At 41.8% G+C, this 25,395-nt stretch carries 26 protein-coding genes; 13 read left to right on the top strand and 13 right to left on the bottom strand.

The window, feature by feature from the left end; all coding sequences use genetic code 11:
- Positions 1-443: 443 nt before the first annotated feature.
- The 13 genes from dnaB to ACQ4LT_RS10365 all read right to left on the bottom strand — a co-directional run bounded on the left by dnaB (position 444) and on the right by ACQ4LT_RS10365 (position 13,358).
- The gene (gene dnaB, locus ACQ4LT_RS10305) at positions 444-1,955 is read right to left on the bottom strand and encodes a replicative DNA helicase (RefSeq protein ID WP_445665956.1); all 1,512 of its coding nucleotides are present in this window, start codon (positions 1,953-1,955) and stop codon (positions 444-446) included.
- 143 nt (positions 1,956-2,098) lie between these two features.
- Complete coding sequence (locus ACQ4LT_RS10310) at positions 2,099-2,965, bottom strand: uracil-DNA glycosylase (RefSeq protein WP_445665957.1); 867 nt, start codon at positions 2,963-2,965, stop codon at positions 2,099-2,101.
- 9 nt (positions 2,966-2,974) lie between these two features.
- Positions 2,975-4,309, bottom strand: a complete 1,335-nt coding sequence (mtaB, locus tag ACQ4LT_RS10315) for a tRNA (N(6)-L-threonylcarbamoyladenosine(37)-C(2))-methylthiotransferase MtaB (protein WP_445665958.1) — start codon at positions 4,307-4,309, stop codon at positions 2,975-2,977.
- Between the two features lie 93 nt (positions 4,310-4,402).
- Positions 4,403-5,182, bottom strand: a complete 780-nt coding sequence (locus tag ACQ4LT_RS10320) for a class I SAM-dependent methyltransferase (RefSeq protein ID WP_445665959.1) — start codon at positions 5,180-5,182, stop codon at positions 4,403-4,405.
- A gap of 187 nt (positions 5,183-5,369) precedes the next feature.
- A complete protein-coding gene (gene nuoH, locus ACQ4LT_RS10325; protein WP_445665960.1) occupies positions 5,370-6,380 on the bottom strand; it encodes an NADH-quinone oxidoreductase subunit NuoH in 1,011 nt (336 codons plus the stop codon).
- 13 nt (positions 6,381-6,393) lie between these two features.
- Complete coding sequence (locus ACQ4LT_RS10330) at positions 6,394-8,133, bottom strand: molybdopterin-dependent oxidoreductase (RefSeq protein ID WP_445665961.1); 1,740 nt, start codon at positions 8,131-8,133, stop codon at positions 6,394-6,396.
- A 72-nt stretch (positions 8,134-8,205) separates the two neighbouring features.
- Entirely contained in the window at positions 8,206-9,495 is a 1,290-nt protein-coding gene (gene nuoF / locus ACQ4LT_RS10335; RefSeq protein WP_445665962.1) for an NADH-quinone oxidoreductase subunit NuoF, read from the bottom strand.
- Positions 9,495-10,046, bottom strand: a complete 552-nt coding sequence (locus ACQ4LT_RS10340; RefSeq protein ID WP_445665963.1) for an NADH-quinone oxidoreductase subunit NuoE family protein — start codon at positions 10,044-10,046, stop codon at positions 9,495-9,497. The genes nuoF and ACQ4LT_RS10340 overlap by 1 nt, the downstream gene beginning before the upstream one ends.
- A 65-nt stretch (positions 10,047-10,111) precedes the next feature.
- A complete protein-coding gene (gene nuoD / locus ACQ4LT_RS10345; RefSeq protein WP_445665964.1) occupies positions 10,112-11,404 on the bottom strand; it encodes an NADH dehydrogenase (quinone) subunit D in 1,293 nt (430 codons plus the stop codon).
- An 8-nt stretch (positions 11,405-11,412) separates the two neighbouring features.
- The gene (locus tag ACQ4LT_RS10350) at positions 11,413-11,925 is read right to left on the bottom strand and encodes an NADH-quinone oxidoreductase subunit C (protein ID WP_445665966.1); all 513 of its coding nucleotides are present in this window, start codon (positions 11,923-11,925) and stop codon (positions 11,413-11,415) included.
- A gap of 1 nt (position 11,926) precedes the next feature.
- Entirely contained in the window at positions 11,927-12,409 is a 483-nt protein-coding gene (locus ACQ4LT_RS10355; RefSeq protein ID WP_322575111.1) for an NADH-quinone oxidoreductase subunit B, read from the bottom strand.
- 21 nt (positions 12,410-12,430) lie between these two features.
- Entirely contained in the window at positions 12,431-12,808 is a 378-nt protein-coding gene (locus tag ACQ4LT_RS10360) for an NADH-quinone oxidoreductase subunit A (RefSeq protein WP_445665967.1), read from the bottom strand.
- 175 nt (positions 12,809-12,983) lie between these two features.
- Positions 12,984-13,358, bottom strand: coding sequence for an Mth938-like domain-containing protein (locus ACQ4LT_RS10365; RefSeq protein ID WP_445665968.1), 375 nt, complete (start codon positions 13,356-13,358; stop codon positions 12,984-12,986).
- Positions 13,359-13,516: 158 nt separating this feature from the next.
- Between ACQ4LT_RS10365 and ACQ4LT_RS10370 the strand changes: the two genes are divergently transcribed.
- The 13 genes from ACQ4LT_RS10370 to pssA all read left to right on the top strand — a co-directional run bounded on the left by ACQ4LT_RS10370 (position 13,517) and on the right by pssA (position 25,260).
- Positions 13,517-14,089 carry a bifunctional nuclease domain-containing protein gene (locus ACQ4LT_RS10370; protein ID WP_445665969.1) on the top strand — a complete coding sequence of 191 codons (573 nt, stop codon included), beginning with the start codon at positions 13,517-13,519 and terminating at the stop codon, positions 14,087-14,089.
- Between the two features lie 5 nt (positions 14,090-14,094).
- A complete protein-coding gene (gene bshC / locus ACQ4LT_RS10375) occupies positions 14,095-15,711 on the top strand; it encodes a bacillithiol biosynthesis cysteine-adding enzyme BshC (RefSeq protein WP_445665970.1) in 1,617 nt (538 codons plus the stop codon).
- Positions 15,712-15,713: 2 nt separating this feature from the next.
- Positions 15,714-16,289, top strand: coding sequence for a 5-formyltetrahydrofolate cyclo-ligase (locus ACQ4LT_RS10380; RefSeq protein WP_445665971.1), 576 nt, complete (start codon positions 15,714-15,716; stop codon positions 16,287-16,289).
- Positions 16,290-16,369: 80 nt separating this feature from the next.
- Positions 16,370-17,080, top strand: a complete 711-nt coding sequence (locus tag ACQ4LT_RS10385; protein WP_445665972.1) for a PspC domain-containing protein — start codon at positions 16,370-16,372, stop codon at positions 17,078-17,080.
- A 103-nt stretch (positions 17,081-17,183) separates the two neighbouring features.
- Entirely contained in the window at positions 17,184-17,789 is a 606-nt protein-coding gene (gene tmk, locus ACQ4LT_RS10390) for a dTMP kinase (RefSeq protein ID WP_445665973.1), read from the top strand.
- A 278-nt stretch (positions 17,790-18,067) separates the two neighbouring features.
- The gene (locus tag ACQ4LT_RS10395) at positions 18,068-18,583 is read left to right on the top strand and encodes an SRPBCC family protein (RefSeq protein ID WP_445665974.1); all 516 of its coding nucleotides are present in this window, start codon (positions 18,068-18,070) and stop codon (positions 18,581-18,583) included.
- A gap of 60 nt (positions 18,584-18,643) precedes the next feature.
- Positions 18,644-19,513, top strand: coding sequence for a shikimate dehydrogenase (locus tag ACQ4LT_RS10400; protein WP_445665975.1), 870 nt, complete (start codon positions 18,644-18,646; stop codon positions 19,511-19,513).
- Positions 19,494-20,258: a peptidoglycan editing factor PgeF gene (gene pgeF, locus ACQ4LT_RS10405; protein WP_445665976.1), complete on the top strand. Its 765-nt coding sequence runs from the start codon at positions 19,494-19,496 to the stop codon at positions 20,256-20,258. Before ACQ4LT_RS10400 ends, pgeF begins: the two co-directional genes overlap by 20 nt.
- Before the next feature lie 72 nt (positions 20,259-20,330).
- On the top strand, positions 20,331-21,170 hold the full coding sequence (locus ACQ4LT_RS10410; RefSeq protein WP_445665977.1) for a histone deacetylase family protein: 840 nt from the start codon (positions 20,331-20,333) through the stop codon (positions 21,168-21,170).
- Positions 21,171-21,254: 84 nt separating this feature from the next.
- Positions 21,255-22,400: a 1-deoxy-D-xylulose-5-phosphate reductoisomerase gene (locus tag ACQ4LT_RS10415; RefSeq protein ID WP_445665978.1), complete on the top strand. Its 1,146-nt coding sequence runs from the start codon at positions 21,255-21,257 to the stop codon at positions 22,398-22,400.
- A 15-nt stretch (positions 22,401-22,415) separates the two neighbouring features.
- Positions 22,416-23,759, top strand: coding sequence for an RIP metalloprotease RseP (gene rseP / locus ACQ4LT_RS10420; RefSeq protein WP_445665979.1), 1,344 nt, complete (start codon positions 22,416-22,418; stop codon positions 23,757-23,759).
- Positions 23,760-23,774: 15 nt separating this feature from the next.
- Positions 23,775-24,428, top strand: coding sequence for a phosphatidylserine decarboxylase family protein (locus tag ACQ4LT_RS10425; protein ID WP_445665980.1), 654 nt, complete (start codon positions 23,775-23,777; stop codon positions 24,426-24,428).
- A gap of 1 nt (position 24,429) precedes the next feature.
- Complete coding sequence (pssA, locus tag ACQ4LT_RS10430; RefSeq protein ID WP_445665981.1) at positions 24,430-25,260, top strand: CDP-diacylglycerol--serine O-phosphatidyltransferase; 831 nt, start codon at positions 24,430-24,432, stop codon at positions 25,258-25,260.
- Positions 25,261-25,395 lie beyond the last annotated feature (135 nt).

The following is a 25,395-nucleotide window of genomic DNA, read 5'->3' on the forward strand; positions in this document are numbered from 1 at the left end:
TGAGTCCATGATTATCACGTCCCATGAAATCCTGCAATCTTTTCCAATAGTTATATTATCTTCTGCAACCAGAAGAGTATTTCTATTAATATAAGTCCCATTACCGACTCTGATAGAACCATTAGAGCCAATTTCCATACGCACACCGGAATAGAATTGACAATTTTCAGCAGAGAGTGTTCCTCCTTTGTTGATCACTTTGGGATAGGGCCGCCCGCCCGTTACAACGAGTATCCCGTGATCGGTAAATTTTCGACTCAGCCACATCCCTGCAATATGCTCCCCGATAGAGAATTTTGACAGTCTTTTATTTATCCGCCATAATTTTTCTTTCAGGTTCATAATGATTGTTTCCTAATCTGCTATTTATTCAAAATTAACTAACTGCTGATTAAGAAACATTATTTTATGGTATTGATAGAGTAATTTAATCTAACGGTATTTTAAAATGGAGCGTCGTCACCGCCGGGGCTATGTCCTGTTGGTGGTCCACCATTGTTGGATTGGTCTCCATTATTCGAGGAGTTATCTTGGGGCTCTCCATATGGACCCGCATCTGCAGTAGTAAGGTTTTCGAATCGAGCATAGTCTTCTACAAAATACAGTGGTATGCTACCGGTGGGGCCGTTACGCTGCTTGCCGACAATAATTTCTGCCAGCCCGGTAGTAGATTGTCCCTCCGGAGTAGTTTTTATGCCATAATATTCCGGACGATAAATGAAGCTTACAACATCAGCATCCTGCTCAATAGATCCCGATTCACGGAGGTCACTAAGCTGAGGACGCTTATCACCGCCGCGTTGCTCAACGGCACGACTTAGCTGTGAAAGGGCCACAACCGGTACGTCCAACTCTTTAGCCAATGCTTTAAGTCCTCTTGATATGGATGCAATTTCCTGCTCCCGGGTTCCATGATCTCCACTGGCCGTCATCAACTGTAGGTAATCCACAACGATAAGACCAATATCATGCTCACTTTTGAGCCGTCGGGCCTTGGTGCGAAGTTCCATAATACTTAGGCCGGGAGTATCATCTACAAAAATATTGGCCGTAAAAAGTCGCCCCGCAGCATCAATAAGACGCTTAAAATCTTCATCCTCTAATTGCCCAGATCGAGCGCTTTGAGCATTAATTCGGCCTTCCATCGTCAACAGACGCTGAACGAGTGACTGATTTGACATCTCCAGACTGAAAATAGCGACCTTGGTCCGCAACTTTTCATTTTGATGCAAAGCCGCATTTCTTGCCGTCGTCAAAACATAGGCTGTTTTACCCATTGAGGGACGTGCAGCAATAATAATAAGATCTCCGTTTTGCCAACCGGCCGTCAGTTTATCTACATCGGTACCGGTAGGAACTCCAGTAATGCCAGAGGATTTACCGCGGATATCTTCCAGATAAGAGAGGGTATCCTTTAAAACATCACCAATAGGTTGAGCTTGTGCTCGTTGTTTGGAATTAGCCAGATCAAAGATACGCTGCTCGGCATAGTCTAATACGTCTATAGTGTCAGAAGAACTGTCGTAAGCCTGTTTAATAATATCGGTGCAACCCAATATTAAATTCCGTTTAGTTGCTTTTTCAGCAATAATTTGAGCGTGGTAATCCACATTGGCAGCTGAGCTGACCGAGCGGGTAAGTTCTGACAAGTAACCCGGTCCGCCACAGGTATCAAGCAGCCCTTTATCACGCAGTTCATTTTCTACCGTGAGCAGATCAAGGGGATTATCGCGTTCATAAAGATCGTGGAGTACCTCAAAAATATGTTGATGGGCGGGCTTGTAAAAATCATTCGGAGACAGCATCTGCAATGCGATAGTAGCCGCTTCATGTTCAATTAACATCGATCCCAACACAGCTTCTTCAACCTCTACTGCTTGAGGGGGAACACGTCCCTCCTGATCCAATACGTTGGAGTCCGAGTTATTATAATTTGATCCTTTATTTGATGCCATCCGAGAATTGATCTGAAATTATAGCAAAATTCGTGTGAGCTGAATGATATGAACAATCCCAATTATTTTTTGTTCACGCATTAACAAGTATAAGAAAAGCGACACTTTTACCGAAGTAAAAGAGTAGATATTTTTTTAAAATTTTACGGTTGCCCGCCGAGCTCATTATATCGCTTTCGGAGTAGTTGAACATCTTCCCATGTAGGACGTTTCCATTTTGGATGTCGAAGCAATGCGGCCGGGTGATAGGTAGCAAGTAACTCATATTTGCCTCGGAAATTGTGAAACTGTCCCCGCATCTTTGTTAAAGAAAGGTTTTTATCAAGAAGTGTTTGGGCTGCTACTTTTCCTACAGCTAAGATAAGTTTTGGTTCTATTAAATCAATTTGTCGAAGTAAAAAGGGGAGACTTCGTTCGCGTTCTTCCGGCTTAGGATTGCGATTGTTTGGCGGACGATGCTTTAGGATGTTTGCGATATATACATCTTCCCGCTTAAAGTTGATAGCATCCAAAATTTTGTCCAGCAACTTTCCTGCTTTTCCGACAAACGGCTCTCCCTGTTTATCTTCTTCAGCCCCGGGTGCTTCGCCTATAATTATTAAATCCGCATCGGGATTCCCCACACCAAACACCAACTGTGTTCCCTCTAAATCAGTTCGGAGCACATCAGCTTTTTGACATAATGCTTTTAACTCATCAAGCGAATTACACTTGTCAATGTGGTAATACACATCGTTGGATTCATCTTTGTTAAACAACCCTTCCTGAGGTGTAAATCCCTGATCTTGCTGGTTATTCCCACTCGATGATGTTTCCTGCAGGGATGGTTCTGTTACAGCATTATTGCTGGTAGATCTGGTAGATGTTGATTGGGAAGTGGGGGATTCATCTTGGACAGATTTGTCACTTTCAGTATTTACTGAAAAATCCCCGTATAATTCACGTTCTTTCTTAATAAAAGAGATCGCTTCATCAATAATATCCTTGGGGTCTCGGTTAGAATCAGCCATAGAATTTAATTATCCGACAAGTTCAGCTATTACCTTTTGTTCCTGTTTTGCTTTCGGCGTTAATTCCCCAATGAGGTAGCCCTCTTTTGATCGTGCTCCCAGCCTGACCGGCAAAATTCTATTTTCGTATTGAGGATTATAGGGAATACCAACGCGTACGTAATTGTCCGTCCAGCCCAGCATCGCTCCATTTTTATTTGCTCCCTCAAACAATACCGGACGTATTTCATCAGTAAAAGAGGTATCAAAATTAAATCGCTTTTTCTTGGAGAGTCGACGCATTTTATGGGTGCGCTCCTTGCGCACGCTGTCTTGTACCTGAGGTTCGATATTTAACGCATGGGTATTGGGTCGCTCGGAGTAAGTGAACACATGCAGATAGGAGACGGGTAAGCTGTCGACAAAATCGTAGGACTCTTGAAAGAGCTCATCGGTTTCTCCGGGATGTCCTGTAATCACATCTACGCCGATAGCAGCATCGGGCATTAGTTTTTTAATAAGCTCAACCCGTTCTCGGTACAGATCGGATTGATAGCGACGCCGCATGAGTCCCAGCATTTTATCACTGCCGCTTTGCAGGGGCATATGAAAGTGCGGCTGTATTTTATCAGATTCTGCTGTAAAGTAAATAATCTCTTCATGCATGAGGTTTGGTTCCACCGATGAAAAACGGATGCGTTCAAGTCCGTCAACAGTATCCAGTTCCTGCAGAAGCATAAAGAAATTTTCATCTGTACTTCGGCCGAAATCACCGGCGTTGACGCCTGTTACTACTACTTCTTTAAAACCTTCCTCGACTAAGAGCTTCGCGTTTTCAACAACGGCATTGATTTTCGGACTTCGACTTTCTCCACGGGCCATCGGGATGGTGCAAAACGAGCAGTTGTAGCTACAGCCGTCCTGGACTTTTAGGAAAGCCCGGGTGCGATCATCCGCTGAAAAGGCGTTATGGAAATCGACGGCTTCATTTACATCTGAATTATAGACAATGGGTTCGGATCGTTTTTCGAAATCGTCAAAAAGTTCGAGCAGCTTAAATTTGTTCTTGGCTCCAAGTACCGCATCCACACCATCAATTTCGGCAATTTCCTCAGGTTCCAGCTGTGCATAGCATCCTATTACCGCAACAAAGGCCTCGGGATTTCTGCGGAGCGCCCGGCGCACTGTTTGGCGGCAGGTGCTGTTGGCACTTTGGGTCACCGAGCAAGTGTTTACAACATAGATGTCTGCTTGGTTATCGAAATCGGTGATATCATATCCCTCTTGTTCGAAATCGCGCTGAATAGCCATGGTTTCGGAGTAATTCAGCTTACAGCCAAGAGTTTTAAAGGCAACTGTTTTCATGTATTTGCAGATCGTGGAGTTTTGGTTTGCTGATCGAACAAAAGAAAATACGAAACGACTGCAAAAATATCGATGATGGATTTCGTTTAGGAGCTATTTCCTCGGAGTGGCAGTAAAAAGATTGACGTTATATACTAGGTTAGTGGATTCATTTTTATTGGCTAACGAAATAATATCGGCTTCAAGATCATCCCACAGCGGGCCTTTATGTTCGATATAACTCTGTGATTTAGCGACGCCAATCAAGCCATCGAGATCCATTTCCTGTGAAAGTTGATAGACATGACGTTGTACATTTTTGTAATAGGGGAGATACTGAATTTTCCAGAGTAGATGCACCCGCAGTTTTTTGATTTTGCCGGATATGCCATCGTAGGGCTCAACGCGGTCCTCATTTTTTACCGTTGCCTTATCAATGAGCTTGACATAGGCTTTGGTAAACGGATCAGTAGTATCCCAGTAATTCCATATGAGAGCCAACTGTCCGCTGGGTTTAAGGATGCGACGAAATTCCTGTAGGCTCTTTTTGAATTCAAACCAGTGAAAAGCCTGAAAGGAGGTGACGATATCAGCGGTGTTATCAGCTATTCCAGACTGCTCTGCACTGGCTTGTATAAAATTGATATTGGGATGTGGTTCAGCGGTCTCAATCATCGCTTTATTGGGTTCAACAGCCGTAACAAAAGCTCCCTTTTCGGCTAATAAATACGAACCAATACCCGTTCCAGCACCGATATCAACAATGTTGATGACATCCTGATGCTGGAACGGGGCAATAATTTTGGTGATCGCTTCATCGTTATATCCAGCACGATATTTTGCGTATGCCGTGGATTTTTTTGAAAATAATTTTGTTGACGTTTGATTGTGCATGATAAGACTCCCTGACTTTATTGATACCCCATATTCTTATTCGTAACAATATATTAGTTCTTCTACGGATGGAAGGCAATAGCAAAGGATCTAATATTTGTTAGAATCTTTTAGGATTTGGAAGCCAAAGAAAAAGGCCAAAAACTGTTACGTTTCCAGCCTTTTGAATCAGAAATATATTAGCTATTTATCCCAAGTAATGGTGCCATGCGTAAATGATAATAGCTAATACAATGAAGTTCAGGATGCTAATCGGAAGCATGCGTTTCCATCCTAATTTCATTACTTGGTTATACTTAAATCGGGGAATGGTCCAGCGTACCCAGATATAGACAAATGCCCAGAAGAGTGTCTTTATGGTAAAGACAGAGACATCCAATATTGATTTTGCCAAGGGACTCATTTCCGGCAGCCAATATCCTGCAAAGGGCAGATGATATCCGCCGAAGAAAAAGGTGGTAATAAGCATGCTGCCTATCATTACGTGCATATATTCAGCAAGAAAGAACATGCCAAATTTCATCCCGCTGTATTCTGTGTGAAATCCTCCAACAAGTTCCTGTTCAGCTTCCACCAAATCAAACGGTGTTCGGTTTGCTTCAGCAAAAGCGGCTACAATAAATATTATTGCCCCGATAGGATTGCGGATAATATTCCACCATGTTTCTTGGGAATTTACTACATCTATCATGCTTAGTGATCCCGCAAAAAGTACACAGGAGGCAACGGCCATCCCCATTGGCAACTCATAACTAATCATCTGTGCAGCGGCACGTAATCCTCCCAATAAAGAGTATTTGCTGTTAGAAGCCCAACCACCGAGCGTGACTCCGTATACCCCCAGCGAGTTGATAGCAAGCAAGTATAAAACAGCTGCATTAATATCAGTGGCATATAATCCATCTCCGAAAGGTATTACGGCAACCGTCATTAGTGCGGTAATAACCGGTATCATTGGAGCTATAGCGTGAATGGTTTTGAAACCCCGAGCCGGAGTTACGTCTTCTTTGAGAAGGAGTTTTACAACATCTGCAATAGGTTGTAAGAGGCCGAATGGACCTACACGGTTTGGTCCAAGACGATTTTGGATGGCGGCCGAGATACGCCGTTCTGCATAAACGGCAATTGCTGCAGAGTTAAGCAGCATAAAAAGGGCAACTCCTAAAACGAGATATGACGTTGTTGTTACTGGTTCCATTTAAAAGTCTTATTTAGGCTTTTATTTCTTCTTGTTTAATCGGTAACTGAACGCCTTTTTCTTCATCCATGCGCTCATAGGTAATATCTTGAAGCTCATCTACTGAATCACTGAGCTCAGCAAAGATTTCGCGGGAATGATCGTATTCGAAATCAAGTCCCAAGCGATCACCGAGTTTATTGAGAAAATCCCAAACCGGTAGACAATCTACCTTGTTTTCTTCACTGACCCAGTTGTCAAAGTTTGTACCAAAGCGGTCCAATCGGCCTTCTGACATTTCAAGATTAAGTCGCCTATTGGTATACTTTGTTTCTTTGGCAGGGTAGGAGCGTTGGATACGTCTATCCACATTTACATAACTGGCTGCATGTTCAGCAACACATGTTATGGGGATTACCAAGTCTGAAGCTTTTGTGGTTTCACTGTGATTAGTTGCAAGCGAAATCGTATAGGGATCACCGAGATCAGAGGTTGAGAGAACCTCACGTCCTACTAAGTCATCCGATAAGATGATAACCACTTTAGCAGCTGTAACAGTTGACTGTATAGAGGCATTCTCCGCTTCATCCAGATTGATAACCCGGCACCCGTTAGTATTTGGGGCCTGATCGTCGGTAATGAGAAAATCGTCGCCTGAGCCGGGGATAATATGCGGAGTAAATTTTGCATTTTCTACGCCCAGCAGGTTAAAAAACTTATTAAAAACATAATTTTCTTCAACTGATGCGTGAGGACTTCCGATAATGACAATATCACTCGGATCGTTGGCTTCTAATACCTCAGCAAAGGTCTCGATAGCATTATTCCACGAGGTGTTCGATTGATTGTCGCCATCAAGCTTGATAGAGGGACGATCAACACGATTCTCGTTAAAGAGTTTATATGCCTCCCGACTCTCGTCAGGCATCCAGTAATCGTTGACTTCTTCATTTTGTCGAGGGGTAATCCGGAGCACCTCATTGTCCCGTGTCCATAGGTCAATATTGCACCCTTTTCCGTTTGTAATATCAATGCTGGGCGTTTGATTCATTTCCCAAACCCGAGCCTTGAAACGAAAATCTGTTGATGTTAGCGCTCCTACAGGGCAAATATCAACGGTATTAAGAGAATATGGATCGTCAAATTCTTCGCCGGGCGCTGTTGCGGGATAATTATCGTCGCCTCGTTGTACAATAGTAAGTTGATGCGTTTCACTAATTTCTTCAGTAAAGCGCACACACCGCGTACAGTTTATACAGCGTTCGGCATCAAGCGTAACGCGGGGCCCTAAATCTACATGCTTGGGCTTATGCACTTTTTTAACTTCGAAACGACTTCCTTCAGGTCCGTATTTATAGGTTTGAATTTGTAGCGGGCATTCACCGGCCTGATCACAAATAGGGCAATCCAGCGGGTGATTAACAAGAATAAATTCCAGATTGTCTTTTTGTGCGCGTGCTACTTCTTCGGATGATTCTTGAGTCAGAACCACCATTCCATCTTGAAGGCGAGTGGAACAGGAGGTCTGGAACTTGGGGAACCAACGTATTTTTCGTTCTCCATTTTCATCCAGTTCATATTCACCTGTTTCCTGGTCTTTAATCGGGGTGCCGACTTTCACCATACACTGTCGGCAATTGGCAGGTATCGACATGGATGGATGATAACAGAAAAACGGAACTTCCAATCCCTGGTCCAGGATAAACTGGAGCAGCATTTCGTCCTTTTCCTCATCATATTCGTAACGTTTACCGTCTATAAATACTTCTGGCATAATTTTGAGTAAATTTCAATTCACAAAACAAATTACGGTCAGCAATTTGATACTTGTGATTTGTTATTTAAATCACGCGATTGCGTGAACAGATTTCTTGCATCGTTCTTCAAATTCGTCTCTAAAACGGTTGATGGTATGACGTACCGGCCATACTGCGGCATCGGCAAGGGCGCATATCGTACGTCCCTCCATTTGGTTGCCAACATCAAGCAGGAGATCAAGATCCTTCATTTCTCCTTCTCCGTCTTTAATTTTCTTCAAGACTTTTTCAAGCCATCCGGTACCATCTCGGCATGGAGTACATTGGCCGCATGATTCGTGGTGATAGAAATGGGCAATTCTCCACAGTACTTCTACCATATCAGTGTCCTCATCCATAACAACCATTCCGGCCGTACCCATCATTGATCCGACATCTTTCAGTGAGTCAGAGTTCATGGTTACGCCATCAAGCTGATCAGCTCTTAGTGGAGGGGTGGACGATCCTCCGGGAATAATAGCTTTAAGATCTTTTTCCCCGCGGATTCCACCGGCTACATCGTTTATCAAATCCAGAACCGGGACGCCGGTAGGATATTCATAAACACCCGGACGATTTACATGACCTGATATTCCGTAAAGAACGGGGCCCGGATGTTCTTCAGCTCCAATATCACCATACCAATCGGCGCCATTGTTAATTACCAGAGGAACATTAGCCAATGTTTCAATATTGTTAATCGTTGTTGGACGTCCCCATAATCCGTTTTGAGCAGGGAAGGGGGGCTTGGTCCGGGGATATCCCCGTTTACCTTCAAGAGATTCAAGCATAGCTGTTTCTTCGCCACAAATATAGGCCCCGGCACCGTAAGTTAATTCCATGTCAATAGAAACATCAGTGCCCAGAATATTTTCGCCGAGATATCCTTTTTCATAAGCATCATCAACGGCTTTCTGGAGCATATCTACCCAGGAAAGATATTCTCCGCGGATATAGACATAAATAGTATCAATGGTCATTGCATAAGATGCAATAAGAGCACCTTCAATGAAAAGGTGCGGGTTGAATTCAAAAATCTTGCGGTCTTTGAACGTACCCGGTTCAGATTCATCACCATTACAAGCCAGATAGCGTGGGCCGCCATCGGGATCGGGCATAAAGCTCCATTTGAGCCCGGCATTAAATCCGGCTCCGCCCCGACCACGAATATTTGCTTGTTTTACTTCTTCGGTAACACTATTACGCGACCATGTGTTACGGTCGTTTAATATTTTTTTGAGCGCGTCGTAGCCACCGTTTTCCTCATATACATCAATCTTTTCCAGATTAGGGATATCAGGAATAAGCAGTGGTTCAAATGATTTCCAGTCTTGGGCCATTATTTTGAGGCAGCTTGATTTCGTTTTTCCAATTCCGGCATTGCCATTGATTCAAACTCTGGCATGTTACCGTTTTTAAGATTCTCTAACAGGGTATCGACCTTTTCTTTGGTCAGGTTATTGACGTAAACGCCATTTGTAACCTGCAACATTGGGGCATATCCACATGCACCGAGGCATTCAACTTCCTGGATGGTAAACATCCCATCGTCGGTTGTTTCGCCTGCTTCGATACCTAATTCTTCTTCAAGGTGATGTAAAATTTCATATCCTCCGCAAAGCTGACAGCTTAGACATGTGCAAACATCCAGAACAAACTTCCCTTTTTCTTCTTTATAGTACTGCGTATAAAAACTCGCTACGCCGTGAACGTGAGATTTTGGGACATCCAATGTTTCAGCAACCAAGTTCTGGACTTCCGGTTCAACATGCCCGTACTTTTGCTGTGCCACCCATAAAACGCGTAGGGTAGCAGCTTTGGCCGTTGGAAACTTAGCCTTTAGCCGTTCTATTTCGTCAAGTTCTTCCTGTGTAAATGACAATTCAGCCATTAAATTATGCTATCTTATATTTCGAGAAATGAGATTAAAACTTCCCATCTCCCACTACTTTAGTTCTATTTATCTGCTTCTCCCAATACGGGGTCCACTCCACCAATAATTACAACAGTATCAGCAACCATTTCTCCGTCAAGCATATCTTCAAGTGCCTGTAGGTTTTTGAATGATGGGGAATTGATCTTTAGTCGCCAGGGATGCCCGGCTCCATTGCTTTGGATGTAATATCCAAGTTCCCCTTTAGGCCCTTCCACGGCGTGATAAGCCTCGGCACCTTCGGGCGGACAAATTCCGGTATCTGTCATCATAAAGTCATGAATCATGCCCTCCATTGAGTAATATACTTCATCTTTGGAAGGATAAGCCTGCTTGGCGTTATCAGTTCTTACCGGACCCTTCGGAAGTTTGTCGAGGCATTGACGGATGATACGAATACTTTCATGCATCTCTTCCATCCGCACATAATAACGTGCAAGGTTGTCGCCCTCAAGACGAGTGGGGATTTCAAAATCCACTTCATCATAGCGAGCATAAGGGGAAAAGTCACGGAGATCATAAGCATATCCTGATGCACGAAGGGTAGGTCCGGTTGCCCCGATTTCTAACGCATCTTCGGGTTTTAAAACGCCAACTTCTCGGTTTCTGTCAAAGAAAATCTTATTTCGATCGAGTAGTCCATGAAAATCTTTAAGTTCTTGCGGAAACTCATTCACAAAATCCTTAATCATTGCAAGAGCGTCATCGGTAAGATCATTGGCAACACCTCCAATTCGAGCATGTGAAATAGTGAAACGATGACCGCCGATGTGATCAAAAATGTCGTACAGTTTTTCACGCTCACGGAAGGTCCAGATAAAGAATGATACGGCTCCGGCATCCATAACCATAGTTCCAAGCCAGAGGAGGTGAGAAGAAATTCGTGCCAACTCACAGCCGATCATTCGTATATAATGCGCTCGCTCAGGAACTTCAACATTTGCAATTTTTTCGACCGCAGTACACAGCGCAACATTATTACTGTAAGGGGAGAGGTAATCCATGCGATCGGTATAGGGCATGAACTCCTGATAGGTTTTGTTTTCTGCAATCTTTTCTACCCCACGATGCAGGTAGCCGATATCGACTTTCGCCTTTTCAATAAGTTCTCCTCTCAGTTGTAGAATAAGACGCAGCACTCCGTGGGTGGCGGGGTGCTGAGGACCCATATTCAGTACCATCTTGGTATTGAGCGGATCATCTTTCTCAAGCATCTCGATAGTTGTATGCTTATCCTCGAGAGCCTGGTAGAGCTTATTTTGATGCTCTTCAAAAAACTTTGAATCTAACTGATCGACAAGTCTTGTTTTACTCATAATAAAAACTACTCAGTGTCAGGCGTTGAATTTGGCAGTTCAATAGAACCCGGAATACCCAACAGTGGAAATTCTTTGCGCAAAGGGTAATAGTTGTAATCTTCAGGCATAAAAATGCGACGAAAGTCTGGATGATTATTAAACTTCACTCCAAACATGTCATAAACCTCACGCTCCATCCAACTGGCAGATTTCCAGACATCAGTGATGGAATCCATAACCGGTTCTTCTTCGGGAAGACGCACTTTTAAGAAAAGTTTTTCTCGACTACGCAGTGAAATGAGATTATAAACAACCTCGAAGCGTTCTTCTAAAGTAAATCGATCAATGCCAAAGATATCGTTTAGATAAATATAGTGCAGCTCTTCTTTAAGATACCGGCATATTTCCACAATATTGTGAGGTTCTACGAGAATAAACGTATCACCCGTAGATTGGTAGACTTTGACAAAGCTATCCGCAAACTTCTCGGATAACTTATCGACAGTATTTTGGAGTGTTTTAGATAATTCTAAATCCATATCAGGTATCGAGCGTTACGGAGTGTTCGGTACGAATTTTATCTTGAATCTTCATGAGCGCATGCAAGAGAGCATCGGGGCGCGGTGGGCAGCCAGAGATATATGCATCAACCGGCAGAAAATTATCGCAGCCCTGTACTACGCCATAACACCGGTGCATGCCACCAGTTGAGGCACAAGCTCCCATAGCGATACACCATTTGGGATCGGGCATCTGATCCCAAATCCGACGAATGGCATGGGCCATTTTATAATTTACCCACCCGGCAACAATCATAACATCGCTCTGACGTGGTGAAAACCGCATTACTTCAGAACCAAATCGAGCAGCATCATATTTAGGCCCGGCAAAAGCCATCATCTCAATTGCGCAACAGGCTAATCCCATTGGCATCGGCCAGGCAGCATTTGAACGTGCCCAATTTGTAAGTGCATCAACTTTTGTGGTGAGAAAACCATCACCAAGTGAACTTTCAATACCCATAAGTGTATAGGCTAAATTTGATTAATTAAACATTCCTTGCTTCGCATCCCAGTCGAGTGTGCCAACTTTGATAGTGTAGAGCAGCCCAACAAAAAGGATAAGAATAAATACAACCATGGCAACAATCGTTCCTACACCGTATTCGAGAAAGTTTACTGCCCATGGATAGATAAATACAACTTCGAGATCAAATACGATAAATTCCATTGCTACTAAGTAGAAAGCAATAGAGTAGCGGTCGGCTGCATCGCCAACAGGGTCCATACCACTTTCATAGGGATCGAGCTTATTTTTATTTGGACGAAATGGCCCGAGCAGACGAGATAAACTCATCAAAACAATGGCCAAAATTACAGCAATACCGGCCAGAATTACAATAGGTAAATAGTTCTCAAACATTGTTTAGTGAAATTAATTTTGGTCAGTCGGAAATTAGTGGCAATGGGTCGTAATGTCAATGAAATTTAGGCAAAGAATATAGGACATCTGAATCTGAAAACATACAAATTTAGGACACCTTTCTTATTTAAAATCAATATATATAGCTGCTGGTTTTAGTCTCATTGAAGTTATTTTAGCACGTAGAATGAATAAGCGCACCTACTGGCTTTTCTTCGCGGATATCGTTGTATTTTTCAACGGCTTTTTCGGTTTCTAATATATAAAATGTTACTCCTTTTTCTTGAAGAAAATCAGTTGTTTCTTCACATACTCCCAGGCGTTTGTAAAATCCTTTGGAAAGAACAACCGACTGTGCACCTTTTGTTATTAATTCCTCAACATCAGCGGGTTGAATACCGGGATTATGGTGGGTTCCGGTTTCATTCCAGTCCCATTCGCGTGAACCACCGGGGAAAAGTTTTGCATCTTTATACATATTCCCGTCACTCGTTTTTATATTTCCCCATTCAATGGAATTAATTTTCGGAGATTCTTTTTTAACACCCATAACGAAGCAATATTAGTTGATCTTCATTTAATCAAACATTTAGATCAAAAAATACGTTTATTAAATCTGGTTCTAAAGTTTACGGGTACTGTAAAAATCAGTAAATTTATTTGCAATATTTTCACTACCAATAATTATTAAAAGAAAACGATTTACCATTGGATAAAATCAAGATGGACATATTAGGGCTGTCAACGAGCCCAAGTAGCGGTGGAGCTTATGCGTTAATATTAAATGAAGTAGAAGGTAATCGACGGTTGCCAATTATTATTGGTACGTTCGAGGCGCAGGCCATAGCCCTCGAATTAGAACATATCAAGCCGCCGCGACCAATGACGCATGATTTATTAAAAAATATGATCCAGAATTTCGGATCGAATGTGGAGCAGGTATTTATAAATGATTTAAGTGAAGGCACTTTTTTCGCAAAAATTATTTATAAAGATAATGGCCAGGAGATGGAGCAGGATGCACGTCCCAGCGATGCTATTGCTTTGGCCGTTCGTTTTGATGCTTCGATATATGTGGCAAGTGAAATATTAGAAGAAGCCGGTATTGTTTCAGAGGGAGAATCAAGTGGAGACTTAACTACCAGTTCGCAATCTCAGGATCAGCCCAAAGAAATGAGCAAGTTAGAACGTCTTGAGAATGAGCTCCAAACCGCTATTGATACCGAAAACTATGAAAAGGCCGCCAGGCTTCGGGACGAAATCCAAAAACTTAAAGGTTAGAGGCATTGCAGGTTACCAATTACTCTTTTGAAGATCTTCCATTTTCAAAGCTTTTTAAAACCTATGTTCATAATTTTGATGAGGTAAGTGAGTTTTTTGAGACCAATCCGTTTGACCGTAATGCCATTTCACAAAAAATAGATGAATTTAATTTTCAGGGAAACCGGAAGCAGACAGCATCCATTCTATCTGCTTTAAATGAGCAGTTTAACGCTCATGAGGTGGCAATTCGCAATATTGAACGCCTGGAAAAAGAAAATGCTCTGGCTGTTGTTACCGGTCAACAGTTGGGGGTGTACGGCGGGCCGTTATATACGGTGTTAAAAACCATCAGCACTATTCATATTGCTCGAAAACTCGAAAAGGAGTTTGACCGACCGGTTATTCCTGTGTTTTGGCTCGCGGATGAGGATCATGATTATGATGAGGTTCGTAAGCTCACCATTATTGAGGAGGATAAACCCAAGACCTTTTCTCTTCCGCCAAAAAATAATCATCTGCCTACCGTTGCAGATTTACAACTACCCGATGAAATATCGGACATGCGGGATCAGTTAAAGGAGTCATTATATGACACCGATTTTTCAGATGATCTTTGGACGTTGCTTAATAGATCATTTCAAAAGGACCATACATTTTTCAAAGCATTTGGATTATTTATTAGCCGACTGTTTTCGAAACATGGATTGGTTTTGGCCGGTAGTAATCAATCCGATGTCAAAGGAGTTACGGGCGAATATCTTAAAGCTTCCATAGAGAAAGCTGATAAGATTCGAGATCATCTTGAAGAAAAAAGTGTTGATCTTGCTGAGGAGTATCATCAGCAAGTAACCCTGTACGATTCCAACCTTTTCTATCTTGATGACGAAACCGGCCGGACAAAGATAAGTCGCAATAATAATGGCTGGAAAACCGATGGAAATATTGAGTGGAGTACTGCTCAGCTTGTAGATGAAATTGAGGCTCACCCGGATCGATTTTCTCCCAATGTATTCTTAAGGCCTGTTATTCAGGATGCGTTGCTACCAACGGTCGGATACGTAGCAGGACCTGGAGAAACAGCCTATTACGGACAAATGAGAAGCATGTACCGATGTTTTGATATGGACATGCCGATTATTTTTCCGCGGTTGAGTGCAACACTGGTTGAGCCGGCTATTAATCGTATTATTGGAGAACTTCCCTTTGAATTTTATGAATATGGCAATCGTATTGAAGATCTGGAATCCGATTATGTAGACAAGACAGATCAGCACGATATAGAAGGTATTTTTGAAGACTGGCAAGCACAAGTTGAGGAGATATCAGAGAACAAAAAGAAAGATGTTGCGGGGATTGATTCCACACTGGAGGCAGCAGCCGAAAAAGCAACTTCGGTGTATATAAATGAGCTTAATAAATTAAAGGGAAAAGTCTACCGCTCAGTTAAAAAGCAAGATCAAACACAGTTGGATCGAATCCGAAGAATTAAAGCCAATCTATTTCCGGGAGATGGACTGCAAGAACGAACGATTGCCGGAATATTTTTTATGAACAAATACGGCGTTGATATCTGGGACAAACTTTTGAATACTCTTGACCAGGATGAGGATTTTAAACATCACAAATTAGTGTATCTATAGTTTTGGATAATAATCAAAAGAAAGAAGAATTCCGGCAGCATTTATTAGAACAGAGGGAGTCTATTCCCGAACCTGAATTTTATGGTGCTTCTGCAGATATCATTGAAGAATTAAAAGAACAGAAAGAGTACCAGAATGCCGGAACCATCCATTGTTATGTATCGATGAATGAGCGCCGAGAAGTCGAAACCCGGGTGCTTATAAAAGAAATGATTGCAAGAGGCAGAGATGTTGTAGTGCCGGTGACAGATTTTGAAAATGGTACGCTTACGCATATTCGGGTAGAATCATATTCTGATCTTGAAGAAAACAGATGGGGCGTTTTGGAGCCAACGGAAGGGGAGGAGGTTAGCCTGGAAGAGATTGACCTTGTGATCGTCCCCATGGTAGGGGGAGATGAGCAGTGCAATCGCATTGGATATGGAGAGGGATTCTATGATCGCTTTTTAAAAGATGTTGATTGTCCCAAAATAGGACTTATGTTTGATGTCAATATTATAGAACAGCTTCCGACTGAGAATTTTGATATTCCGTTGGATAAAATTATTACAGAAAAACGTATATTGACTACGGATTAATTAGCTTGCTTATAGGTGTAACACATCCCCGTATTTATACGTAATGCTTGCTGTTAACAACCTAATAATGGTCATTAATTATGGTAGATCACATGAAACAGCGGACTAAGCAACAGTATTCTGATTCTTCATTGAACTTTGAGTCTCATGAGCTTCAGACTACAATGCATGAATTTCTTGAAGATGAGAAGAAGTCAAGCACGAATATCTGGAATTTTTCAACAATTGCAGGTATTGCGATGTTCTTCGTAGGGATGATCTTTATTATTCAAACAATAGGATTGTCTATTGGTCCCGATGTTTCGGGACTTATTGAAATATTGCCGCTAATAGGAGGAGTTATCGTGACAATGGTGGGATTCGGTTATTTTGTGGGAGATAAAAAGAAGTCCAAAAAGAAACAGCAGTCTTCTAAAAGCTATGATTTTGACTATGACTTTGGGCAGTCACAAAATCAAGATACGGAAGAAGATTTTACGTTAAATAATGACTTGGGATCAGAAAGTAAGCAAAAGGAGAAAAAGAAAAGTTCCTCATCAGGCAGCAAGTCTCAATTTGATAGTTATGCCTTCAAGCAAACTAAAAAGCTGTACAAATCCCGAACAAATAAAAAGATAGCGGGCGTTTGTGGTGGATTGGGTAAATACTTTGGAATTAGCGCCGGAGTGATACGAGCGTTGTTTATTATTACGTTGTTTGCAGGTGGAGGAACCTCGCTGCTCATTTATATTGCTCTTGCCATTGCGTTGGAAAAAGAGCCCCCTGAAATGATGGATGATTTTAAATTTTAGCATCTCTTCAGAAATAAATTCCCCATATTTCAAAACAAGTTCGTTGAAACTTAGATGATTGTTATATTCAGAAAACGATTTCTTGAATATAAAATAAGATAACGTGTTTATAACCTTTGAAGGGATTGATGGAAGTGGTAAATCTACCCAGATAGAAAAATTAAGGAATCGTCTTGAAAAAAAAGGCGCCCATGTTGATGTTTATCGAGATCCTGGTGGCCCAGTTGTTTCGGAACAGATCAGGGAAATATTACTCAATCCAGATTTTGAAATTGATTCTGTAACAGAGCTTCTTTTGTTTTCTGCGGCCCGTTCACAATTGATGGCAAAAAATGTGATGCCGGGACTCAAAGACGGCAAAGTTATAATTTTAGATCGTTTTTTTGATTCAACAACGGCCTATCAGGGATTTGGGAGAAAATCAGTTCCTCTTCAAGAGATACATAACCTTAATGCTATTGCCAGCCATAAACGTAAGCCTGATTTAACTATTTATATGAAACTGTCATTGACTGATGCCAAAAAAAGAATGGCTAAGACAAAGGATAGAATGGAACTGGCGGGAGACGATTTTTTTGAAAAGGTGATTCAAGGATATAATAAACTGGCAGAACGTGAAGATCGTTTTTTTACTGTTGATGCAACAGAACCCGTATCCAAAGTGCATGATCAAATTTGGCAATGCATTAATAGCAGGTATTATTCTTAGTTTGCGCCTTCACAAAATTTTAATTTTAAGGGAGAAAGAATGCATTTACTACTTGGCAGTTATCATCTTTCAATGATTTTGGGGGTATAGAGACTCTCAATGCAGGAAAAATTATTTTAGGTAAAAATTAAGATTCAAACTTAAACGCGAAAATTATTGCTGAAAACGGATAAAATGCTTATCTTTATCGCATTGTGGATTAACCCTACTACAAAATTGAAAATCTCCTTAGAAAAATCTTTCAATTTTTAATTTTAACCAACTCCGAAGTATAAATTATGGCGCACGAAAGAATTGAAGTTGACCTGCCTCTAGCCAAAGTCTATGAATACTTAAGTGACCCCACTTACTTTCCTCACTTCTTTGAACGAATTGAAAACGTCAACAAGATAAATTCTCAAACATTCGAACTTGCCACAACACTCGGTGGCGAAAATTTCGAATGGACAACTAATATCATTGATGATTTACGAAACACTCGTTTCGCTTGGATTACGATTAATGGTAATCTAAATCAAACCGGAACGATCCGTTTTACTCCACTTGATAATGGGGAGCGTACACGTGTTGATTTTAGCCTTGATTATCGAACGTTTTATGGAGAACCGGATGAAGAATTAGCTAAGTTTATTAAGGGTCTTCCCGCTCAGATGAAAAAAGATCTCCAGCGTTTTAAGGAAGAGGCTGAAGATGGTACCTTTAAGCAAAAAGCTGATGATACTCTTGCAAAAATTGAAGAGGAGGAAGCAGAAGCAGAGGCTAAAGCAGAAGCTGAAGAAGAAGCGGCAGCGTAATTAATTTCGTATTTAATAACTTTTTAAATGCGCACTGAAAGGTGCGCATTTTTTTTGTCTATGAAATCTATGACCCTTTCTCAATTTATCCAGAGTTCAAAAAGTAATCGCTCTCATTATTTACTGCTTGGTCATCCGGTGGAACATAGCTGGTCGCCTATCATGCACAATATTGCTCTACAGCATTACGATATAGAGGCTGAGTATCATGCAGTGGATGTCCGGAGTAGAGAACTTACTGATTTAGCATCTTTTTTAAATCGTGCTTCTTTGTTAGGGGCTAACGTTACTATTCCATATAAACAATCAATAGCTAATTATGTGGATTTTATTGACGCATCGGCTCGAGAAATTGGCGCTGTTAATACGATTGTTAAAAATGAATATCAGCTCGAGGGGTACAATACAGATTATGCTGGGTTCACAGAACCGCTGCAACCATATGAATTTGAGCTGCAAGGAGCATCAGCTGTAGTGTTTGGAACCGGAGGAGCAGCTCGGGCTATTGTGTATGGATTAACTGAAATGGGAGTGGAGGAAATATTTTTAGTATCACGATCACCGAACGGCATCATTTCATACCGTGATAATCGCCGAGTACAAATCGTATCTTACGAAAACTGGACCTCATTTGCAGAGGGGGCTTTGTTGATTGTAAATGCCACGCCTCTGGGAATGGATCCTAAAATTGATTCATCTCCGGTTCGTGATCAGGAAAAACAATATCTTGAATCAAAAATATGTTATGATATTGTATATAATCCTGTTGAAACTAAATTCTTAAAACAGGCTTCTGAAGCCGGAGCCCAAACGATTGATGGATTGGAGATGTTAATTCAACAGGGTAGTAAATCCTTTAAACTGTGGACCGGTCACCCGTTTCCCATTAAAATTGTACGAGATACCCTTTATGAAAAGCTTAAAAACTGATTTCTCTGTTATAGTTCCCCAAATTTTGAGGAAAAATAAAGGTATACGGGCTTGGTTTACACTTAAAAACCAAGAGTTTCAGCGTCCGGGACAAGCTATTGCAGGATTAAATGTAGGTTTTAATACTCCGGAGAAAAAAGAGCAGGTTGCCCGGAACAGGTTGGCTTTACTCAATAGCTTAAGTATTGATCCTGATAGGGTAGCCTATGCTGATCAGGTGCATAGTAATAGAGTGCAATTTGTAACTGATGGAGGAACCTATCCTTCAACGGATGGGTTAGTAACAAAAGTGCCGGGTTTAACACTTGCCATTCAGGTGGCAGATTGCGCTGCAATATTATTGTGGGATGCCAAAAATAATGTAATAGCAGCACTGCATGCCGGTTGGCGAGGTGCCGTGGGAGATATTATTCTCCGAGGAGTCCAAAAAATGAAAGAGCAGGGAGCGGAAGCATCAAAAATAAAGTCGTTTGTAAGTCCCTGTATTTCGCCAAAGAATTTTGAGGTTGGGATAGAAGTTGCCGAACAGTTTCCCGATCAGTTTGTGAACTATGCAGATTTTGAAAAGCCTCATGTGGATTTGAAAAGCTTTATAAAACATCAGCTTTTGGATGAAGGCATACCGAATAACCAGATAGAAATACGAGAAGAATGTACTATTAGTGAAGCCGAGAAATTTTATTCCCATCGTCGAGAAGGGAATAAAAGCGGACGAATGTTAGCATTAATACAAATTACGGAGTAATCCAGTAGAGCATTGAGAGTTTCTTACGCACCGGGATATTATGCACCCATTCCCGACGAACATATTTTCCCGATGAAAAAGTTTAAGGGCTTGCATCACTATCTGCTGGAACAAGGTGTTATTGATTCCTCTGATGTTGTTGCTCCGTCGATGGTGGATATCGTCAATTTACAGATGGTCCACACCCGGGATTATGCGAACGGAATTATGAAGGGGAATCTCAACAAAAAGAAGTTGCGACGACTGGGCTTGCCATGGTCAAAACGGTTGGCAATTAGGTCTCGATTAGCCGTACAGGGGACGATTAACGCAGCGATAATGGCTTTACAGGATGGTATGGCAGGAAATCTGGCTGGTGGTACACATCATGCATTGGCAGATTTTGGAGAAGGATTTTGTGTTTTTAACGATGTTGCCGTAGCAATAAAGGTATTACAGCAATCGATGTGGGCAAAAAATATTTTAGTTATTGATTGCGATGTGCATCAGGGAAATGGAACGGCCGCAATTTTTAACGATAATCCCCATGTGTTTACTTTTTCTCTACACGGCGAAAAGAACTATCCTTTTAAAAAGCCGCCCTCTACGCTGGATATTGGATTGCCCGACAACACAAAAGACGATCAGTATTTGAAGACGTTGGGAGATGCCTTGGATACGATTTTTGAGGATTTTGATCCTGATCTGGTATTTTATTTAGGCGGAATTGATCCGCTGGAAACCGATCATTTCGGGCGGTTGTCCTTAACAAAGAAAGGACTGCAACGGCGCGATAGAATAGTGATCCAAAAAGTAGTGGCCCAAGACTTGCCGCTTGTATTGTTACTTTCGGGAGGGTATGCTCCCACACTCAAAGACACTGTTTTGGCTCATGCATTGATGTATGAGACGGCCAAAGAAATGGAGTATTAGCTGAATTTTTTGCACGATAAATGATTCTGAGTTCTATCTCATTTTATCTATCTTCAGAGCTATTTTGAAACTGAATTACTGCTTTTGAAACAGAAGAATATTGTCATATTGGGTTCCACCGGATCAATCGGTGAACAAGCATTGCAAATAGTTCGGGAGCATCCGGATCGTTTTAATGTGTTGGGGATTAGCTGTAATAGCAGCTGGCAAAAGCTGTTGGAGCAGGTTCAGGAATTTAATCCCCGATATGCGCTGGTTGCTAATGAGCAATATGCTGATGCATTAAATGAAAAATTGCCCCCAGCTACGGAATTACTTGTAGGCCATGAGCAGTTGCTTGAACTTGCTTCGCTTGATGATGCCGATGTGATTCTAAATAGCTTAGTGGGATATTCGGGTTTTGAGCCAACGATCGAGGCCCTGAAGGCGGGTAAGAAAGTGGCATTGGCCAATAAAGAGTCACTGGTTGTAGGCGGAGAAATTATTAATGAGCTTATTAAGGATGACAGGAGCCAACTCATCCCGGTAGATTCTGAGCACAGTGCAATGTTGCAGTGCTTGGTGGGAGAACCGCTTGATAAAATAGAAAAGCTGGTTATTACGGCCAGTGGAGGCCCATTTCGCACATGGTCTAAAAAGCAGATGCAGGATATCACGGTGGATGATGCGCTTGATCATCCCAACTGGTCGATGGGGGCAAAAATTACCATCGATTCGGCCACGATGATGAATAAGGGACTCGAAATTATTGAAGCCCACTGGATGTTTGATATGCCGCTGGATAAAATTGAAGCGGTTGTACATCCCCAGAGTGTAATTCACTCGGTTGTAACATTTACAGATGGATCAAGCAAAGCACAGTTGGGACCGCCAACAATGCAGGTTCCAATTTTATATGCGCTAACGTATCCGGAGCGTATTACTCTTGATGCTCCTCGGTTGGATTGGCAGTCGGCTTTTAATTTGACGTTTGAGCCGGTTGACTATGATCGGTTTCCCTGCTTACGTTTAGCGAATGAAGCCATTGAGGAAGGTGGATTGGCTCCGGCCATACTGAATGCGGCCAATGAGATAGCAGTAGAGCGCTTTCTCAACAAAGAAATTACGTATATTGATATCCCGAAAGTCATTGAATCGTGTTTGAAGCAATTAAATAATTCGGGTTCTGTTACGTTAGAATCACTGAAAAATATAGATCAAAAAGCCAGAGAACTGGCATTAACTGTTTAAGAATTACGTAGCTTCATGGAATGGATTGTAAGTTTATTGTCAACGCTGGGGATTTTTGCTGCAGCTCTTTTAATTTTGGTATTTTTTCATGAGTTGGGACACTTTTTGGCGGCGAAATTATTTGGGATGCGTGTAGAGCGCTTCTCGCTCGGATTTCCACCTCGTATTTGGGGTTTCCAAAAAGGAGAGACCGATTACTGTATTGGTGCTACTCCGTTGGGCGGTTATGTAAAAATTTCGGGCATGATCGATGAAAGCATGGATGATGACTACCTGGATGAGGAGCCCAAACCTTGGGAATACCGGAGTAAACCGGTGTGGCAGCGGATTATTGTTATCACGGCGGGAGTCATTTTTAATATGATTTTGGGTGTATTAATTTATGCAGGGTTAGCTTTTTCAAATGGCGAAACAAAAGTTAAGCTCGATAGTGTAGATAGTATTTACGTAGCAGAAAACTCTCTGGCGTCTCAAGTGGGGTTTCAATCGGGCGATAAACTGGTAGGAGTGAATGGGGAAGAAGTGCCTTATTTTCAGGATCTGTTTGCTCCAGATAGAATGATGGCATCATCACTAAGCTATACGGTTATGAGAGATGGGGAGCAAGTTAATATTCCTGTGGCCGATAGCTTACTTGATGATATTGGACAACAGGGATTGGTGTCTCTTAATAATGCCATGCCCAGCGTGCCTATAATCCAAGTGCAACCGGGACAACCCGCCGATCGTGCTGGTATCCAACAGGGTGATCTGATTACTGCAATTAATGGAAAAGAAGTAGAATATTTGCAGGAATTAATTTCGAAAATAGCGAGTTCTAAGGATAGTATAACAGTGACTGTGAATCGCGACGGAGCCACTCATGAGTTTACTTTGATGGCCAACGAGAACAATAAATTGGGGATAGGATTTAATCCTGATCCAGAGGAATATTTTGCTATTGATCGTTTTCAATACGGTCTTTTTGAGTCTATGGATTTTGGTTTGCGGAGGACAGAAGAAACGTTTACGGGGATTATTGGTGGTTTCTCTAAGATGTTTTCCGGGGATATTTCAGTACGCGATAACTTGGGTGGTCCGGTTGCCATCGCTAATGTAACAAAACAGGCGACGGATGCCGGCGGATTTGTCGGGTTTTGGAATATTACGGCCTTCTTGAGTATAACGTTGGCGATTATGAATATTTTACCGATTCCCGTACTCGATGGTGGTCATTTAGTGTTTCTAATCTATGAGGGAATTACCCGGCGCGAACCATCACCCAAAGTACGAATGGCACTTCAGCAAATCGGTTTCTTGCTGATCATAGCTCTCTTTATTTTTGTTACCTTCAACGATATTCTGCGCCAGTTCGGTTAACTAAATTATCTAAATATGTTTGCACGCGAAGGATATACGACTATATTCGTAACCGTTATATTTGCAATAATTGTAAGTGGAATCGCTCGATATATCGAGCCTCACTGGACAGCCTATCTGTTATATACGGCAATGGCGTTGTTAGTAGCTTTTATTCTGTATTTCTTTCGGGATCCTGATCGGGAAGTAACCGCAGATGAAAATACGGTACTTTCTCCCGCCGACGGAAAAGTTGTTCAGATTAAGGCCGTCGACGAGGATCGATATATTAAAGGTCCCGCTACACAGATAAGTATTTTTCTGTCACCCCTTGATGTCCATGTAAACCGAATACCGGTAACCGGAACGCTGGAATACCTTGAATACGAGCCGGGGATGTTTCTTGCTGCTTATGACCATCGCGCCTCGGAATTGAATGAACGGGCCGATTTTGGAGTCAAACATTCCTCAGGGACAAAAATATTTTTTCGACAAATTACCGGACTATTGGCACGTAGAATTGTTTATCATATCGAAAAAGGGGATAAGCTCGAGCTTGGAAAGCGATTTGGGATGATGAAGTTTGGTTCCAGAATGGATATACTTGTTCCGCCGGAGGTTGAAGTGAATGTCTCGGAAGGCGAAAAAGCCGTGGCGGGAAAAACAATTTTAGCTACTATTAGCCCATAAAATGAAATACCCCATACAAAAGTGGAAGCGATTTCGTCGTCGCAGAAAGCGTAAAAAAAGCAAAAATGGTCGTTCGAGGAAACAGATCCCCCGCACGGTTATCCCCAGTTTTTTTACGTTAATGAACCTATTCTGTGGCTTTTTGGCAATTATCAGTGTTGCCGAAGGGCGCCTTTTTTTTGGAGCATGGCTTATTGTTTTTGCGGGGTTGTTTGATGCTCTTGATGGATTTATGGCACGTCTTTCTAATGCCACAAGTCAATTTGGTATTGAGCTCGACTCTATCAGTGATGTAGTTTCATTCGGTGTGGCACCGGGTTTTTTGTTGTACTCATTTGGACTGGCAGAGCTTCCATTTGTAGGCATTATTCTCAGTGCGTTGCCACCACTGTGTGGTGCGGTACGGCTTGCTCGCTATAATGTGGATGTGCAGGAAAGTGTGGAAGACTTTTTTAAAGGGCTTCCGATACCGGGACAGGCTATTATGATTGCTGCTTTTTACCTCACCTTCTATAATCAGCTCGAGCTATTTGAAGGTTTTGAATACGGAATTAACGCTATTTTAATTCCGCTTATCGTTCTGCTTTCTTTTTTAATGGTCAGTACTATCCCCTTTGATAAAATGCCGAGTTTTGATAAGCAGTCGGTACGAAAAAATAAAGTAAAGCTTTCCCTTTTTATTATTTATGGAATATTAATTCTGTTTTTTCAGGAAGTGGGATTAATGATTGTGTTCTCCATCTTTATTCTGAAAGGGATTTTGGTAGGAGCTTACTTGTTTTGGGAGGAGGCTTTCGGAGAAGACGAATTTTTAGATGGGGACGTAAACTGATTTAATTATGTCTTAAAGATGTTATTCTTCCCAAATAAACGTGTTGATTTTCGGTCCGACGGATACTATCTTCAGATCGTTATGAAAAAATCAGCTCATAAAAATATCATTTGGTGGTGGCCTGTGAAGAAACAT

It is taken from the genome of Fodinibius sp. AD559, assembly GCF_052712805.1.

Bases quoted from the DNA above. Each gene is read 5' to 3' on its own strand.
- ACQ4LT_RS10365 (WP_445665968.1), bottom strand. From the start codon at position 13,358: ATGGGTGTTAAAAAAGAATCTCCGAAAATTAATTCCATTGAATGGGGA.
- mtaB (WP_445665958.1), bottom strand. From the start codon at position 4,309: ATGAAAACAGTTGCCTTTAAAACTCTTGGCTGTAAGCTGAATTACTCC.
- ACQ4LT_RS10410 (WP_445665977.1), top strand. From the start codon at position 20,331: ATGAAAAAGTTTAAGGGCTTGCATCACTATCTGCTGGAACAAGGTGTT.
- ACQ4LT_RS10340 (WP_445665963.1), bottom strand. From the start codon at position 10,046: ATGGCTGAATTGTCATTTACACAGGAAGAACTTGACGAAATAGAACGG.
- ACQ4LT_RS10330 (WP_445665961.1), bottom strand. From the start codon at position 8,133: ATGCCAGAAGTATTTATAGACGGTAAACGTTACGAATATGATGAGGAA.
- ACQ4LT_RS10360 (WP_445665967.1), bottom strand. From the start codon at position 12,808: ATGTTTGAGAACTATTTACCTATTGTAATTCTGGCCGGTATTGCTGTA.
- nuoF (WP_445665962.1), bottom strand. From the start codon at position 9,495: ATGGCCCAAGACTGGAAATCATTTGAACCACTGCTTATTCCTGATATC.
- pgeF (WP_445665976.1), top strand. From the start codon at position 19,494: ATGAAAAGCTTAAAAACTGATTTCTCTGTTATAGTTCCCCAAATTTTG.
- ACQ4LT_RS10385 (WP_445665972.1), top strand. From the start codon at position 16,370: ATGGTAGATCACATGAAACAGCGGACTAAGCAACAGTATTCTGATTCT.
- ACQ4LT_RS10425 (WP_445665980.1), top strand. From the start codon at position 23,775: ATGTTTGCACGCGAAGGATATACGACTATATTCGTAACCGTTATATTT.
- ACQ4LT_RS10320 (WP_445665959.1), bottom strand. From the start codon at position 5,182: ATGCACAATCAAACGTCAACAAAATTATTTTCAAAAAAATCCACGGCA.
- ACQ4LT_RS10355 (WP_322575111.1), bottom strand. From the start codon at position 12,409: ATGGGTATTGAAAGTTCACTTGGTGATGGTTTTCTCACCACAAAAGTT.
- dnaB (WP_445665956.1), bottom strand. From the start codon at position 1,955: ATGGCATCAAATAAAGGATCAAATTATAATAACTCGGACTCCAACGTA.
- nuoD (WP_445665964.1), bottom strand. From the start codon at position 11,404: ATGAGTAAAACAAGACTTGTCGATCAGTTAGATTCAAAGTTTTTTGAA.
- ACQ4LT_RS10310 (WP_445665957.1), bottom strand. From the start codon at position 2,965: ATGGCTGATTCTAACCGAGACCCCAAGGATATTATTGATGAAGCGATC.
- ACQ4LT_RS10350 (WP_445665966.1), bottom strand. From the start codon at position 11,925: ATGGATTTAGAATTATCTAAAACACTCCAAAATACTGTCGATAAGTTA.
- rseP (WP_445665979.1), top strand. From the start codon at position 22,416: ATGGAATGGATTGTAAGTTTATTGTCAACGCTGGGGATTTTTGCTGCA.
- ACQ4LT_RS10395 (WP_445665974.1), top strand. From the start codon at position 18,068: ATGGCGCACGAAAGAATTGAAGTTGACCTGCCTCTAGCCAAAGTCTAT.
- ACQ4LT_RS10400 (WP_445665975.1), top strand. From the start codon at position 18,644: ATGAAATCTATGACCCTTTCTCAATTTATCCAGAGTTCAAAAAGTAAT.
- nuoH (WP_445665960.1), bottom strand. From the start codon at position 6,380: ATGGAACCAGTAACAACAACGTCATATCTCGTTTTAGGAGTTGCCCTT.
- pssA (WP_445665981.1), top strand. From the start codon at position 24,430: ATGAAATACCCCATACAAAAGTGGAAGCGATTTCGTCGTCGCAGAAAG.